The sequence below is a fragment of the Castellaniella sp. genome, from assembly GCF_041675725.1.
Classification (GTDB): Bacteria; Pseudomonadota; Gammaproteobacteria; order Burkholderiales; family Burkholderiaceae_B; genus Castellaniella.
Genome location: NZ_JBAYTI010000074.1, coordinates 1 through 11,512 on the forward strand (window position 1 = coordinate 1; position 11,512 = coordinate 11,512).

General features: G+C 59.6%; 15 protein-coding genes and 2 pseudogenes. 4 read left to right on the forward strand and 13 right to left on the reverse strand.

Annotation, left to right across the window (positions count from 1 at the left end; all coding sequences use genetic code 11):
• Together WCZ84_RS12210 and WCZ84_RS12215 are read left to right on the forward strand one after the other, a co-directional pair.
• A pseudogene (locus WCZ84_RS12210) lies at positions 1-215 on the forward strand (hypothetical protein); the annotation flags it as partial.
• A 115-nt stretch (positions 216-330) separates the two neighbouring features.
• Positions 331-543: a KTSC domain-containing protein gene (locus WCZ84_RS12215; RefSeq protein ID WP_372686554.1), complete on the forward strand. Its 213-nt coding sequence runs from the start codon at positions 331-333 to the stop codon at positions 541-543.
• 217 nt (positions 544-760) lie between these two features.
• Here WCZ84_RS12215 and fic read toward each other — a convergent pair whose 3' ends face one another.
• The 12 genes from fic to WCZ84_RS12275 all read right to left on the reverse strand — a co-directional run bounded on the left by fic (position 761) and on the right by WCZ84_RS12275 (position 9,913).
• Positions 761-1,885, reverse strand: coding sequence for a protein adenylyltransferase Fic (fic, locus tag WCZ84_RS12220; protein WP_372686555.1), 1,125 nt, complete (start codon positions 1,883-1,885; stop codon positions 761-763).
• Between the two features lie 488 nt (positions 1,886-2,373).
• Positions 2,374-2,694 carry a hypothetical protein gene (locus WCZ84_RS12225; protein ID WP_372686556.1) on the reverse strand — a complete coding sequence of 107 codons (321 nt, stop codon included), beginning with the start codon at positions 2,692-2,694 and terminating at the stop codon, positions 2,374-2,376.
• Positions 2,691-3,035 (reverse strand): DUF2190 family protein, encoded by a 345-nt coding sequence (locus WCZ84_RS12230; RefSeq protein ID WP_372686568.1) that lies wholly within the window; start codon positions 3,033-3,035, stop codon positions 2,691-2,693. The genes WCZ84_RS12225 and WCZ84_RS12230 overlap by 4 nt, the downstream gene beginning before the upstream one ends.
• Before the next feature lie 2 nt (positions 3,036-3,037).
• Positions 3,038-3,247: a phage head-tail joining protein gene (locus WCZ84_RS12235; protein ID WP_372686557.1), complete on the reverse strand. Its 210-nt coding sequence runs from the start codon at positions 3,245-3,247 to the stop codon at positions 3,038-3,040.
• A complete protein-coding gene (locus WCZ84_RS12240; protein WP_372686558.1) occupies positions 3,247-4,461 on the reverse strand; it encodes a phage portal protein in 1,215 nt (404 codons plus the stop codon). The genes WCZ84_RS12235 and WCZ84_RS12240 overlap by 1 nt, the downstream gene beginning before the upstream one ends.
• Positions 4,462-4,815: 354 nt before the next feature.
• Positions 4,816-5,412 carry a VanZ family protein gene (locus WCZ84_RS12245; RefSeq protein WP_372686559.1) on the reverse strand — a complete coding sequence of 199 codons (597 nt, stop codon included), beginning with the start codon at positions 5,410-5,412 and terminating at the stop codon, positions 4,816-4,818.
• Between the two features lie 25 nt (positions 5,413-5,437).
• Positions 5,438-6,487: a glycosyltransferase family 2 protein gene (locus tag WCZ84_RS12250; RefSeq protein WP_372686560.1), complete on the reverse strand. Its 1,050-nt coding sequence runs from the start codon at positions 6,485-6,487 to the stop codon at positions 5,438-5,440.
• Positions 6,488-6,500: 13 nt separating this feature from the next.
• Positions 6,501-7,229 (reverse strand): SDR family NAD(P)-dependent oxidoreductase, encoded by a 729-nt coding sequence (locus WCZ84_RS12255; protein WP_372686561.1) that lies wholly within the window; start codon positions 7,227-7,229, stop codon positions 6,501-6,503.
• A gap of 1 nt (position 7,230) precedes the next feature.
• Positions 7,231-8,577 (reverse strand): fatty acid--CoA ligase family protein, encoded by a 1,347-nt coding sequence (locus tag WCZ84_RS12260; protein WP_372686562.1) that lies wholly within the window; start codon positions 8,575-8,577, stop codon positions 7,231-7,233.
• Positions 8,574-8,831, reverse strand: a complete 258-nt coding sequence (locus tag WCZ84_RS12265) for an acyl carrier protein (RefSeq protein WP_372686563.1) — start codon at positions 8,829-8,831, stop codon at positions 8,574-8,576. Before WCZ84_RS12265 ends, WCZ84_RS12260 begins: the two co-directional genes overlap by 4 nt.
• Before the next feature lie 9 nt (positions 8,832-8,840).
• A complete protein-coding gene (locus tag WCZ84_RS12270; RefSeq protein ID WP_372686564.1) occupies positions 8,841-9,299 on the reverse strand; it encodes a DapH/DapD/GlmU-related protein in 459 nt (152 codons plus the stop codon).
• A gap of 269 nt (positions 9,300-9,568) precedes the next feature.
• A complete protein-coding gene (locus WCZ84_RS12275; protein ID WP_372686565.1) occupies positions 9,569-9,913 on the reverse strand; it encodes a terminase gpA endonuclease subunit in 345 nt (114 codons plus the stop codon).
• Positions 9,914-10,007: 94 nt separating this feature from the next.
• On the opposite strand from WCZ84_RS12275, the gene WCZ84_RS12280 reads away from it, so the two are divergent.
• Entirely contained in the window at positions 10,008-10,304 is a 297-nt protein-coding gene (locus tag WCZ84_RS12280; protein ID WP_372686566.1) for a recombinase family protein, read from the forward strand.
• A gap of 19 nt (positions 10,305-10,323) precedes the next feature.
• Positions 10,324-11,034 (forward strand): IS6 family transposase, encoded by a 711-nt coding sequence (locus WCZ84_RS12285; protein WP_372686567.1) that lies wholly within the window; start codon positions 10,324-10,326, stop codon positions 11,032-11,034.
• A gap of 123 nt (positions 11,035-11,157) precedes the next feature.
• Here the strand turns inward: WCZ84_RS12285 and WCZ84_RS12290 are convergent.
• Positions 11,158-11,391, reverse strand: a pseudogene (locus tag WCZ84_RS12290) (IS110 family transposase); the annotation flags it as partial.
• Positions 11,392-11,512: the final 121 nt, after the last annotated feature.

An 11,512-nucleotide genomic window follows, 5' to 3' on the forward strand; every position in this document is an offset into this window, starting at 1 on the left:
GCACGGCTTCCTGCGAACCGGCGGAAATCCGCGTCTGGGACGGTGACTCGATCCGGCTGGGTATGGGACAGCAGTCCGAAGCTGTTCGGATATTCAACATCGACGCTCCCGAAATGGAGGGCCTGTCCGTTGCCGCGTATCGCTTCCACCGGCAGATCGACTGCCCCGCAGTTCGGACCCCGAAGTCAGCGCAGCCTGGCGGACCCGTCGTGTAGCGGAAGGCTATGATCGCATGGTGGCATCCTGGCGCGCGCAACGAACCACGGCCGTTGTACGCGATATGACAATTACTCGGACTCCCATCAACGAAGATGAACAATAGGAGAACCTATGATTCGAGACCTCGTCTCCTCGAGCAACATTGCGTCGATAGGCTATGATCCCGGAAGTGAAACACTGGAGGTCGAGTTCACAAATGGCTCGATATACCAATATTTCAACGTACCCGCCGGTCTCCACGAGCAACTCATGGCCGCACCATCGAAAGGGCAATTTCTCAACACATACATTAAGAATGCTTATCCGTATTCTAGGGTAGGGTAAAACTTAATGATATCGCTGTGGTGCAACTGAGATTGTGCCCACTTGGCAGGTGAGCCTGAAAACTGCCTGTCGCGAGACCGCGGCTTTGAAGGACGAAACCTCGATCAGCGGTCCGTTGTCTGCACGGAGATCGGGGCAAATGGCTCCCAAATTCCAGCCGCTTGATTTCCAGTTTGGAGGGGCGGTTGGTGTGAATCTCCCGGTGCGGCCCACCTGGTCAGGCCTCTGCCTGACCTCGTTCCGACAGAAGTGCCAGCAGGTCGGGATTGATGTAGAGGTTCTCGCGCCCGACCTTCACCTCCTCCAGCAGTCCTTCAGAGACCATCGTCTTGAGGTAGACTGCCGCTGTCTGGCGTTTGGCTACCCCGGAGTCGACGAGATCGCTGATCCGGCAATACGGGTTCACGAAGATCAGTTCGGCCAGTTCACGGGAATAGATCTTGGGCAGGTTCTGGCGCATCCGCGCGGCGGTCTGCTCCAGCAGGTCGCGGATCGCCTGGATCCTCATCGTCGTCCATTGGGCTGTCGCCCTGACCGCTTCCAGCATGAACAGCAGCCACTGTTCCCAGGCCTCCTGTGTGGTGACCTCCAGCAGATACCTATAGTAGAGCGCCTTGTTCTGAATGATGTGCCGGCTGAGATAGAGGACAGGGATATCCAGCAGCCCCTTGTCCACCAGATAGAGCAGATTCAGCACCCGCCCGGTGCGGCCGTTGCCGTCGACGAAGGGGTGGATGGCCTCGAACTGATAATGCATCACCGCGAGGCGGATCAGCGGGTCGGTGTTTTTGGCCTCGTGGATATAGCGTTCCCAGTTGGCAAGCTTGGTGCGCAGCAGGTCTTCGCCTTCCGGCGGAGTGTAGATCACGGTTCCGGTGGCGTCGTTCATCAAGGCGGTGCCGGGCGTGTCGCGGATGTCGAGTTCGACACCCTTGATGGTGCGGCAGACTTCAACTGCGATGGCTGTCGAGAGCGGGCGCTGCTGCAGCATCCCGAAGCCGCGGTTCAGGGCCGTGCGATAGCGCAATGCTTCCTTGGTCGCCGGGTCCGCCTGACCGCCCGTGTCATTGGCAAATCGGAACAGCCGGTCGGTGGTGGTGACGATGTTTTCGATCTCGGAACTCGCCTGGGCTTCGAGCAGGGGGATGGAGTTGATCAGCACTGCCTGGTTGGGGATGATCCGCCCGGAGACCCGCAACTCCGCCAGAGCGGCCCGTGCCTCGATGCACGCCTTCAGCACGGCTTTGGTCTCGATATCCTGTGCCGGCGGCAGGACAGGGAGGTCGTTGAACGGTCGGTTCGGGTGGAAGGTCATGTCGATTACCTGGCTTTTGATCGACATGCAGAACTGACGTGTCGATGTCATCGACAGGCCGGGATTACGTGTCGATTTTTATTCTATGTATCGACACGTGGCCTGTGGTGCAAGTGGCACGGCAGCAGACTGACGCGCATTCGGGAAAGGCCAGTTGCACGCATCAGCAAATGGCGGCAGCAAACCAGATCGCGTGAAAATCTGTAGCGGGGACGGTCGACAACTCAGTTGTTCCAAATAGAACAGTATGTTACGCTATGCAGCAAGCTTCGGGATTTGCTGCTCGACCAATCGCAAGTATCGTTGGTTGTGCGCCCCCGCAACCAGAATTTCTGACAATATATCAATGGCTTACGCCGACATAGGGCGCCCCACGGGGCGCTTTTTGCATTTGCAACACAGAACAACACGTTTCTTCGCGATTCCAAAGGCTTGCAGCCGTTCCGATTTCTTCCGTGCAACACCCATGCGACATGGAAATGGCTGGATGTTCGCGAGACGTTCCTTTCGCCAAATCAGATTCTGGACTGCTGGCCAAAGCACGTGCCCATGGCCAGCTTGCTGATGGCAGCATGCGCGCCCACGCGGTGTTGATCCGGCGGCAAGTCCCAAGTCGGGAACAGCCCGGCAGCCGCCGCCATATGGTTCTCTAGTTCACTGATGACCATGGTGATGTTCCGCGTGCCGTCATACTCGTCTGCCGACCTCCGGAGATCGGCGCACAGGGCCATGATGGCTGCATAGTTGCGCATCGCGTCAAGCTGGCTCGCCCCTTTCGTGTCCGCGACCAACAGGGTGAGACCATCCAGGACGGCGCGGATATCTCGCTCCATCATGCTGCCACGGTCCCCACGCCATCCAGCCGCACAGCCACGCTGGTGATGCCGTTCCCGGCGGCCTCAGTCGCGATGCCCACGAGGAAACGCCCAGTGCCCGGCACGTTGATGTTCTTGGCCGTGTTGTCCCACGCCACGCGGGCGCCGACCGTCAGAACCGCAGCGGTTGCTTTTGGCAGCTGATAGACGCCGATGGTGGCCAACTCTACTGGTTCGCCCACAGCGGCCGCATAGGCGGCAATGCCGAAGATGTTGCCAATGATTGCGCCCTCGCCAGAGGCCATGCCGCCTGCGGGCGCGGGCACGGTGATGACGTCGCCTTTCTGAATGTGGTTCTTCATGGTCAAAGCCCTTTCGAGGATTGGATACGGACCACGGCGATGCGCGCCGTAGTGCCGGTGATCTGCCGGTTGAGGTCGCCCAGCGCCGCCGCCATTTCTGCGTCGGTGGCGTAGGTCACCCGCTTGCCGTCGTATTCGACGGTGCGGATGCCCCGATAGCGGGCGGCCATCAGGGCGTCGCGCCAGGCGGTGAGTTGGGCGAGGTCGGCCATTACGCGCCTACGTTCTGGAACCAGCCGCGGTGGTCGATGAAGCCTGCACCGAAGTCCAGGATCACCCGGATTTCCACGCCATCAACATCCCACCCTGACCGGCTTTCCACCTGTGGCCCTTCGTTGCCCGAGAGGTAGGCGAACTCGAGGCCGTTGATCTCGCCGGGATCTGCAGTGACATACCAGCGGGTTGCGCTGGACAGGCGTGGTTCGACCACCAGCGACATGGCACCCGAGAAGGGGTTCACATCGGCGGCGGTTGCGGGCGCGATGGTGGCAAGCCACTTCTCGGCCACCGTTTCCAGCGCGGGCGGGACCAGCAGGTTCTTCGGCGTCACCCGGATGATGCGCCCGTCGATACCTTTCTGGGTGCGCAGCGCCAGCCGGGCGGCGGAAAGCGTGGCATCGGAAATCACAGCGCCGCTCGCCGCCTTGTTGCCGTGATCGACATGGAACAGCGCCTTAGTGTCCGACAGCGTCGGGCCGTTGCCGCTGTTCGCCTCCAGTAAGGTGACGAGGATCCGCAGCAGCACCGGGGCAAGCCAGGTGATCCCGCGCAGCTGGCCAGCCGCCAGCGGCTTGAACAAATGCAGGCAATCGGTGGCGGGCAAGCGCAGCGGTTCCAGCCGCAGGGAGGTCAGCGGATCGCCGGGCCGGTCGCGCATCACCCAATATGCCGTGCGCTGCCCAGCGCCGTTGAACTCGATCCCCGCCCGGACGCGTGCGCCACCACCGATGTCGCGGTGCAGGTCCAGCGGCACCTGATCCCGGTCCAGCAGGTCGATGTGCAGGGGAACAAACATGGCATCAGGCACCACACGCAGCCGCGCGAAACTCTCGCCGCCCTCAACCATCGCCCGCACGGCCATCGCCTGCAGCCCGTAGAAATCAGCCAGCCCACTGGGATCGGCATGATCGGTCCAGCGCAGCCACAGCACCTGCAGCCGTTCACGCACTGCCCGGTCGCGATGGGTGGATTGCGGCTTGATGCCCGCGCCGACGACATTGCCCACCAGGCTGTCGACCGCCGCCGCAACCCAAGGGTTGTTGCGCGAGTACCATCCCGCCCGCCGCGCCGCCGTGGTCGCGCCTGCGAGGATCGCGGTATTCAGTTCATCGACGGTACGCTGGCCCTCCCAACGCCGACCGCCGCCCGCAGCGTCAAAGCCGCGCGTGCGCGTGAAGCTGAAAAGGCGATAAAGGAGCGTCCGCATGGTGCGGATTGTCTCATTTCCGGTGCCTTCGGGGTATCAGAGCCGTTGGGACAGTCCGGGAAAGGTCGGAAACACCCACCTCCAAACATCGCTCGCCATCGGCAGTGTCAGAGTAACGTGGGCCAGATCGGTCCAACATGCGATGGAGCGCTTGCATTCAAAGGCAGTATCATATGACAGTGCTGGGGCAAGCCACGGGGCATATCGGGAGGGCACACCCGCCGGCGGCGGATTACCTGAGGACCACCTTTCGAGCAAGAAACGAGGCAAGACCTTTCTTGATGTGCCCGCCAGAGTATCTCGGTGCTCATGAAGGGCACCAGTGCTTTTAGGAGTGGATAGGCATTTTGATGATTAGTCTGCTTGCGCTTTTTCTTTTCGCTCGGATGTAAGGTGCCGCCCTTTCGACGAGACCCGACCAACGAGGAAGCCAACAACAACTCCGAGAGCATTCAAAATGATATCGTCGACATTGAATTGGCGATAAGCGCACGCATAGAGACCCCAGAGACCGGTCAGTTGGGTCAACTCGACAGTCAGTGTAAGCCCGACCCCAAATAGCATCGCGACGCTTAGCTGCGTAGTGTGCCGCGCGAGCGTTAACCCGATCACAGCACATACGACGAAATTCATTACTGTCGCGGCCACCGTACGGTTGCGGAGCCATTCGGCAATTCCGGCACCCTGATCGTGAAGATGGGCGAAAGTAGTCCAGAACTGGAATGGGCGAAGCTGCGCTTGCGCTGTGGGTACGGGGCAGTCCAACCGACCAAGAGGCGGAAACGGGTGCTGCGTCAGGAAGACAAAGACGAGTGTCGTGAACAGCAGCGGCAGTATCCGCCAACCGGGGAACCGTCCCAGTATCTTAGCAGACAGCAGGACCGTCAGACTGACAAGGGCAGCGTAGAGCATAGCCAGCCCCGCAAAGCCCAAGACCCAGTTTCCCATCATTTTACTCCGGTCGGCTTTTCCGACGTCACTTTGAAAGGTCCAGGCACGTCTGGCGAAGCGAGATGTACACTTCGTCCAGCAGTTTGGGAGGACAGCTTAAAAGGTCAGGCAGGACACGATATGCGGCGCGGGCTCCGGTAAGGCGATCCCGACCATAGTCGTTTCTGGCCCCAACGGCGAACTGGGCAATCCTTAACCGGGCGTAGCGATCAAGAGACGCCCTGACGCTCCTATCTGCCACCCCGCTGCGCAGAACGACATAGGCACGGTTCAGAATGTTGATCACACCCATCTGCCCCCCCCCAGTACGGTTCTCGGGGGCTTTGTGATGATAAATCTGTGCATCTCGTGCAGCTACAAGACTGTGGCCCCCGGCCAGAACGCCCAACCCCGCATCGATGTCTTCATAGAGAGCATAGCGACCGAGATTCTCGTTGAAGCCAACTTTCTTGATCACCGAGGTACGGAACGACATCCGGAATCCCGTCATCCACTCGACCCAGACGGCATTATTTGCCGCAATCCAGCTTTCTGGGGGCGGCAAGTGCTGCTGAAGGCGCTGTGCCACAAGCTTCATGGGGTCAGGGAACAGCCTGTCCTCCAGCCGTGTGCGCAGTGGTGCTACACGTGCTCGGATTCTGTCCACTTTCCGTTTCTCGTAGCTTGCAGCCTGGCCGTCGAGCGCCCCTGAGGGTGGCAATACCGTCTCGACGGCGCAGACGCCCCCGATCCGGCCATCCTTGTCCATATCGTAGATGAGCATCATTCGGGCAAGCGCATCTGGATGCACAAGACTGTCGTCATCCGGAAAGAAAACGACGTCGCTTCTGATCTGGGCAAGGCCAATATTGCGCTGCAGTGATATTCCCGGCACGGATACCTGATGTTCCAGCGGCACTGATGTCGTGGCCGCAAGGCGTTCGACCAATTTGCGATTTTCACTTGGATCATCAGAACTGTCGATAACCAGCACCCGCTCGGGTAGACGGGACTGCGCCAAGTGCAGGGGCAGCGACAGCGCAAGCGCTGTAGGCCGGTTGCGGGTCACGATGATTGTGGCAAAGGACGTGGGCATGCCCCTATTATCCTTATGCCGTGCTTCCGCCGTCCACCGTCAGAACCGTTCCCGTGATGCGGGCGGCCTCGGGGCTCAGCAGATAGGCCACAGCTCCTGCCGCGTCGGCGGGTTCGGCAAGGCCGAGCGTAGCGCGGCGGCGGATCGAGGCCATCTGGTGCACGTCGATCCCCTTGGTCATCTCGGTTTCCATGTAGCCGGGGGCCACGCAGTTCACGGTGATACTGCGCTTGCCAAGTTCGCGCGACAGCGAGCGTGTCATACCTTCCAGCCCGGCCTTCGAGGCAGCATAGGCGGCAAGGCCATGAAACCCTGTGGAAGCGATGATCGACGATATGTTGACGATGCGGCCCTGTCGCGCAGACAGCATTCCGCGCGACACATACTTGGTCAGGATCAGCGGAGCGGTAAGATTGACGGCCAGAACCTTTTCGATGTCGGTGCGGTGCATGGTTGCAAGCACGCCGTCCATGCCGATGCCCGCATTGTTCACAAGTCCCCAGAAACTCCCGTGTTTTGTCACAAGATCAGTGACCATCTGCGGGATAGCCCCCAGATCGCTCACGTCGAACGACAGGAATTCTGCGCGCCCGCCAGACTCTTCCACCAAGGTCTTATAGGCAGGACTGAAGCTTCGGCTAAGTCCGATCACGTGATAGGGTTCGGGGTCTGCAAGAAGACGGGCCACCGTTGCAAGACCGAGTCCACGCGATACCCCAGTGACCAGTACCGTTTTTACCATGTCATCCCCCTGTTCGTACCAGCTTGCCCGCGGCATTCGTCGTAAATCCTGCAACAAAGCGGATGATGGCGGGCACTGCTTCGCGGTCCAGCCGGGCGCGGCAGGTGTCCTGGATCATTCGCCGCGTCGCATCTGGATCCGCCTCCGTGTCCAGCTGCACTTCTGCCACCACAAGCGCCCCGGTTACTGGACTGCGTTTGGCAGAGACTTTGACCAAAGCCACGCCAGGCACCGTCTTGACCACTGCCTCGACAGCTTCAGGGTAGACCTTGACGCCGCCGATGTTTATCAACCCGTTCTCCCGGCCAAGGAAGGTTACCCTTTCTCCCTCGACCAGCACCCTGTCGCCCGACCGGACAAAACCCGCATCATCGACTTCGATGCCAGGCAGACTGGGCACAAGTCCTGTCACAGGCGGGAGCAGCCACAGGACCCCCTCCTCGATCTTGAGACGGACATTGCCGGGGGCCTTGTCGAGGTAGGTCAGCGGAAACCCTGCCAGCCCATCCGTCACGGAAAACCCGACCCCTGCCTCAGTCGAGGCGTAGATATGCGACAGCCGCGCTGCAGGAAAAGCTGCCCGCACCGCGTTCAGGGTCGGCTGATCAGCGATCTCTCCGCCAAGCGTGACCTGCCGCAAGGACAGCCTGCCATGTGCCGGCACCATCATGAGCCGTCGCCACAAGGTGGGGGTCGCCGACAGGTGGGTGCAGCCGTGATCGGCTAGGGCTGACACTTGATCGGCCAACGGCATGGTTGTGTCGATCACAGCAAGTCGGCCGCCACCTATCAGCGCCTGCAGGACCACCTGAAGTCCGGCAAAACGTGTCGCATCGTATAGCATCCCCCAGACGGGGGTCGAAGCCTGATCGGTGCTGGTACCAAATCGGTAGACACTGCGCGTCAGAGACCTGAGCGTATGAGGCACTATCTTCGGGATGCCAGTGGTACCGGAGGTGGTCATCAGCCATTCGGTTAGCAGCGGAATCTCGCGGCGGTGCGATCCTAGCACGGCCTCAAGCCTTTTAACCGCGATTCCGCCTTCCGGCTCCGGCATCATGTCCGACACGAATAACGAGCAGCCTGCAGTCCGCGCCAGAATCTGTGCGGTCTCTGGTGCCAAGGCGTGCGAAAGCAGCAGAATGGCCTCGACCTGCCCATCCAGCGCGGCCAGCGCGCTCACGATATCCAGCGGATCGTCCAGCTTCAATGCAATGCGTGAATTCGGCTTGACACCCTGCGCTACACCAATATTTCGCAAAGAAAGGCCATCAAGAATGCGCCCGTCATCGCTCGTCACTATCGGATTAGATCCCCCGAATGCTATTTGCTGTGCAAATGACGTCATGTATTGGGCCGATAGCGCTCATAAAAGGCGACAAACTCAGCGAAGGTTTGCGGATAGAACGCGTCTTCCGACAGCGTAAATGGGTCATAACCCAGGGCTTCGTCTAGTGAGGATACGAAAATGGCAAAGCCAAGGCTGTCGAGGCCTGTTTCGAGTAGGATGGTGTTGGGCATCAAAGCCGGGGCTTCGGATCCCTTCTCAAGTGCCCAAACCTCTGCAAAAACCCTGCGGATATCGTCTTCAAGTTTGTTCATCTATTGCCCTCAATGCCGAATTGGCACGATATTGCCTTTATCGAGGCGGATGCCCCATGGTCCCGTTGTAATATTGCTCTCCACAACACGCGCAGGATTTCCCATGACTATGCTGTTGGAAGGCACATCGCGACCGACGACCGAATTTCCTGTTACAATGACGGAATCCCCGATTCGCACGCCTGGCAGCACGATTGCACCATATCCAATGAAGCAGTTTCGACCGATATACACGTCGGTGTGTAAACGATTGACGAAATCATGTGTCAGAATAGCCGCTCCTGAGGTAATGGCCGTGAAATCCCCGATGTGGACTCCTTTGGGATTTGTCTTGTCAATTCGTGCCCCCATCGAGATACGAACTTCTCGGCCTATGTCCATGCCATACACCCGACGGTACAAAAACATCATAGAAGGCTGTACAACATAGCGATGCACTAGGGTTCTGAACTTTGAAAGCAGTGACATGGGTAGCTCCTGACCTGAACTTTTCCTTAGAGTATCTTGCGCACATCATCAACACCTTGGCTGCGAAGCATTCTACTACGCGGCGTGCAGGATGGGATCGAGAATGCCGTTCGTTAGCTCCTGTTAAGTCCGCCGAGACGATGACGACTTTTTGCCCAAGCACCCATCTGATTCTCCCCCCGGAAGGGGCACATGCTCGCTACGAGGGTCGTCTGGTGGGTCTCTCAAAACACCGAACAGACTACTAGTGCCGCTTTCGTCCGGTTTTGTCATCTTGGACTGGCACTCATCCATGGTGATGGAACCACCCCTTTCGCCTCGCTCACCCGGGCTGTCGCACTGCTCATCATCCCCTCCGCCGTCTCGTTGAGCTGCATCCCCATGCTGATCAGCCCGTGCAGGGCGGCGTGGGCGTAGACGAAGGTGTCCAGCGCCTCGTTGCGTTCGCCGTCGCGTTTGGGTTGCCAGGAGCGGATCGGGCGGCCCTTCTCAAACCGGGTGACAACGCGCTCGGCGGTCAACTGGCGGAAATAGTCGGCGTCGAGACGGCGGGGAAAGTGCAGATCGAACAGCGCCGCGCGCTGGCGCGCGGTCAGGATAGAGCGTCTTGGCATACGAGTTTGTCCTTGTTAGTCATTAGTCTGTTCAGGACAATTCCCGCACCAGCAAAACCAACGACTTGCAAGGCCCGATTCAAAGGGGGTTCAAATGGGACAGCGCGCCGCTATCTATGCCCGGGTTTCCACGTCCGACCAGTCCTGCGAGCGGCAGGTCACGGAGCTCACCGCGTTCGCCGAGCGCGGCGGGTATGACGTGGTGGGAGTGTTCAAGGAAAAAGCCTCTGGCGCGTCCGACAATCGCGTTGCGCGCAACCGGGTACTCGACCTGGCGCAGGCACGACAAATCGACGCCATCCTGGTCAGCGAACTTTCTCGGTGGGGGCGGTCCACTCAGGACCTGCTGGATACCCTGAACAGGCATTGCCAAGTTGTTTGCGACGGCTGACTTGCGTAGGATATTGGGCATGAAGATACCGTCGTCCATGCCGCGCCTGAAAGGCTTTCGATATCCGCGGGAGATCGTTGCCTATGCTGTTTGGGCCTACCATCGTTTTGCGCTCAGCACGGCCGATGTCGAGGATCTGCTGGCGGAACGTAGCGTCATTGTCAGCCGTGAAGCGATCCGCCTTTGGGTCAATCGTTTCGGCGCGCATTTTGCGGGCTGCATCCGTCGGGATCGACCACGTCCGAACGACAAGTGGCACCTCGACGAGGTCGTGATCCCGATCAATGGCGTGAAGCACTGGCTCTGGCGAGCTGTCGATGCAAACGGTGACACCCTTGATATTCTGGTTCAGACACGCCGCAACGCCAAAGCTGCCAAGCGCTTTCTGACAAAACTGATCGCACAATTTGGCCAGCCAAGGGTCGTCATTACCGATAAGCTCCGTAGTTACATCAAACCGATCCGTAACCTGACACCGAACGCAGATCATCGCGCGCACAAGGGCCTGAACAATCGGATTGAAGGCAGCCACCGGCCGACCCGGCGGCGAGAGAAAGTTATGGGCCGATTCAAGTCGCAAAGGCAAGCACAGCGCTTCCTTGCCACCCATGATCAGATCAACACCATCTTCAAACCACGTCGCTACCGCCTCACCGCCGCCTCCTATCGCCACGCCCGCGCAGATGCGTTTGGCTTATGGGCCGACTATGCCATCGAGATGGCCGCATAAACAACGCGAACCGTCATCAGCGCAGCCAACGCTCAACAACTTGGCAATGCCTGTCTCACGACTATTGCGCCAAGCTGCTCCTTGCCCTCTTACGCTCCGACCTCCTCGCGACTGACGGACGGCTTACGCCGCCGTAGCCGGAGCCTTGTAGACGCCACCCCGGGCCATCAGAGCCCAGACGATCCGCGCCATCTTGTTCGCCAGCGCGACCCGCACCAGCATCGGCGGCTTGCGCGTCAGCATCCCGCCCAGCCAAGTTCCCGGCCGGGCCGCAGCATGGACATGGCGTTTGATGATGACGCTGTTGGCGCCAATGATCAGGAGGCGCCGCAAAGACCGTTCGCCCATCCTTGTCGTGGTGACCTGCCCCCAAGGAACTGGGCCATTCAAAAGGAGAGTTTGTTCTCGTAACGTTCGAAGCAACGAGGAGAACAGACGATGCGTAAATCACGTTTCACCGAAGAACAGATTGTCGGGA

Bases quoted from the DNA above. Each gene is read 5' to 3' on its own strand.
- WCZ84_RS12215 (WP_372686554.1), top strand. From the start codon at position 331: ATGATTCGAGACCTCGTCTCCTCGAGCAACATTGCGTCGATAGGCTAT.
- fic (WP_372686555.1), bottom strand. From the start codon at position 1,885: ATGTCGATCAAAAGCCAGGTAATCGACATGACCTTCCACCCGAACCGA.
- WCZ84_RS12225 (WP_372686556.1), bottom strand. From the start codon at position 2,694: ATGATGGAGCGAGATATCCGCGCCGTCCTGGATGGTCTCACCCTGTTG.
- WCZ84_RS12230 (WP_372686568.1), bottom strand. From the start codon at position 3,035: ATGAAGAACCACATTCAGAAAGGCGACGTCATCACCGTGCCCGCGCCC.
- WCZ84_RS12235 (WP_372686557.1), bottom strand. From the start codon at position 3,247: ATGGCCGACCTCGCCCAACTCACCGCCTGGCGCGACGCCCTGATGGCC.
- WCZ84_RS12240 (WP_372686558.1), bottom strand. From the start codon at position 4,461: ATGCGGACGCTCCTTTATCGCCTTTTCAGCTTCACGCGCACGCGCGGC.
- WCZ84_RS12245 (WP_372686559.1), bottom strand. From the start codon at position 5,412: ATGATGGGAAACTGGGTCTTGGGCTTTGCGGGGCTGGCTATGCTCTAC.
- WCZ84_RS12250 (WP_372686560.1), bottom strand. From the start codon at position 6,487: ATGCCCACGTCCTTTGCCACAATCATCGTGACCCGCAACCGGCCTACA.
- WCZ84_RS12255 (WP_372686561.1), bottom strand. From the start codon at position 7,229: ATGGTAAAAACGGTACTGGTCACTGGGGTATCGCGTGGACTCGGTCTT.
- WCZ84_RS12260 (WP_372686562.1), bottom strand. From the start codon at position 8,577: ATGACGTCATTTGCACAGCAAATAGCATTCGGGGGATCTAATCCGATA.
- WCZ84_RS12265 (WP_372686563.1), bottom strand. From the start codon at position 8,831: ATGAACAAACTTGAAGACGATATCCGCAGGGTTTTTGCAGAGGTTTGG.
- WCZ84_RS12270 (WP_372686564.1), bottom strand. From the start codon at position 9,299: ATGTCACTGCTTTCAAAGTTCAGAACCCTAGTGCATCGCTATGTTGTA.
- WCZ84_RS12275 (WP_372686565.1), bottom strand. From the start codon at position 9,913: ATGCCAAGACGCTCTATCCTGACCGCGCGCCAGCGCGCGGCGCTGTTC.
- WCZ84_RS12280 (WP_372686566.1), top strand. From the start codon at position 10,008: ATGGGACAGCGCGCCGCTATCTATGCCCGGGTTTCCACGTCCGACCAG.
- WCZ84_RS12285 (WP_372686567.1), top strand. From the start codon at position 10,324: ATGAAGATACCGTCGTCCATGCCGCGCCTGAAAGGCTTTCGATATCCG.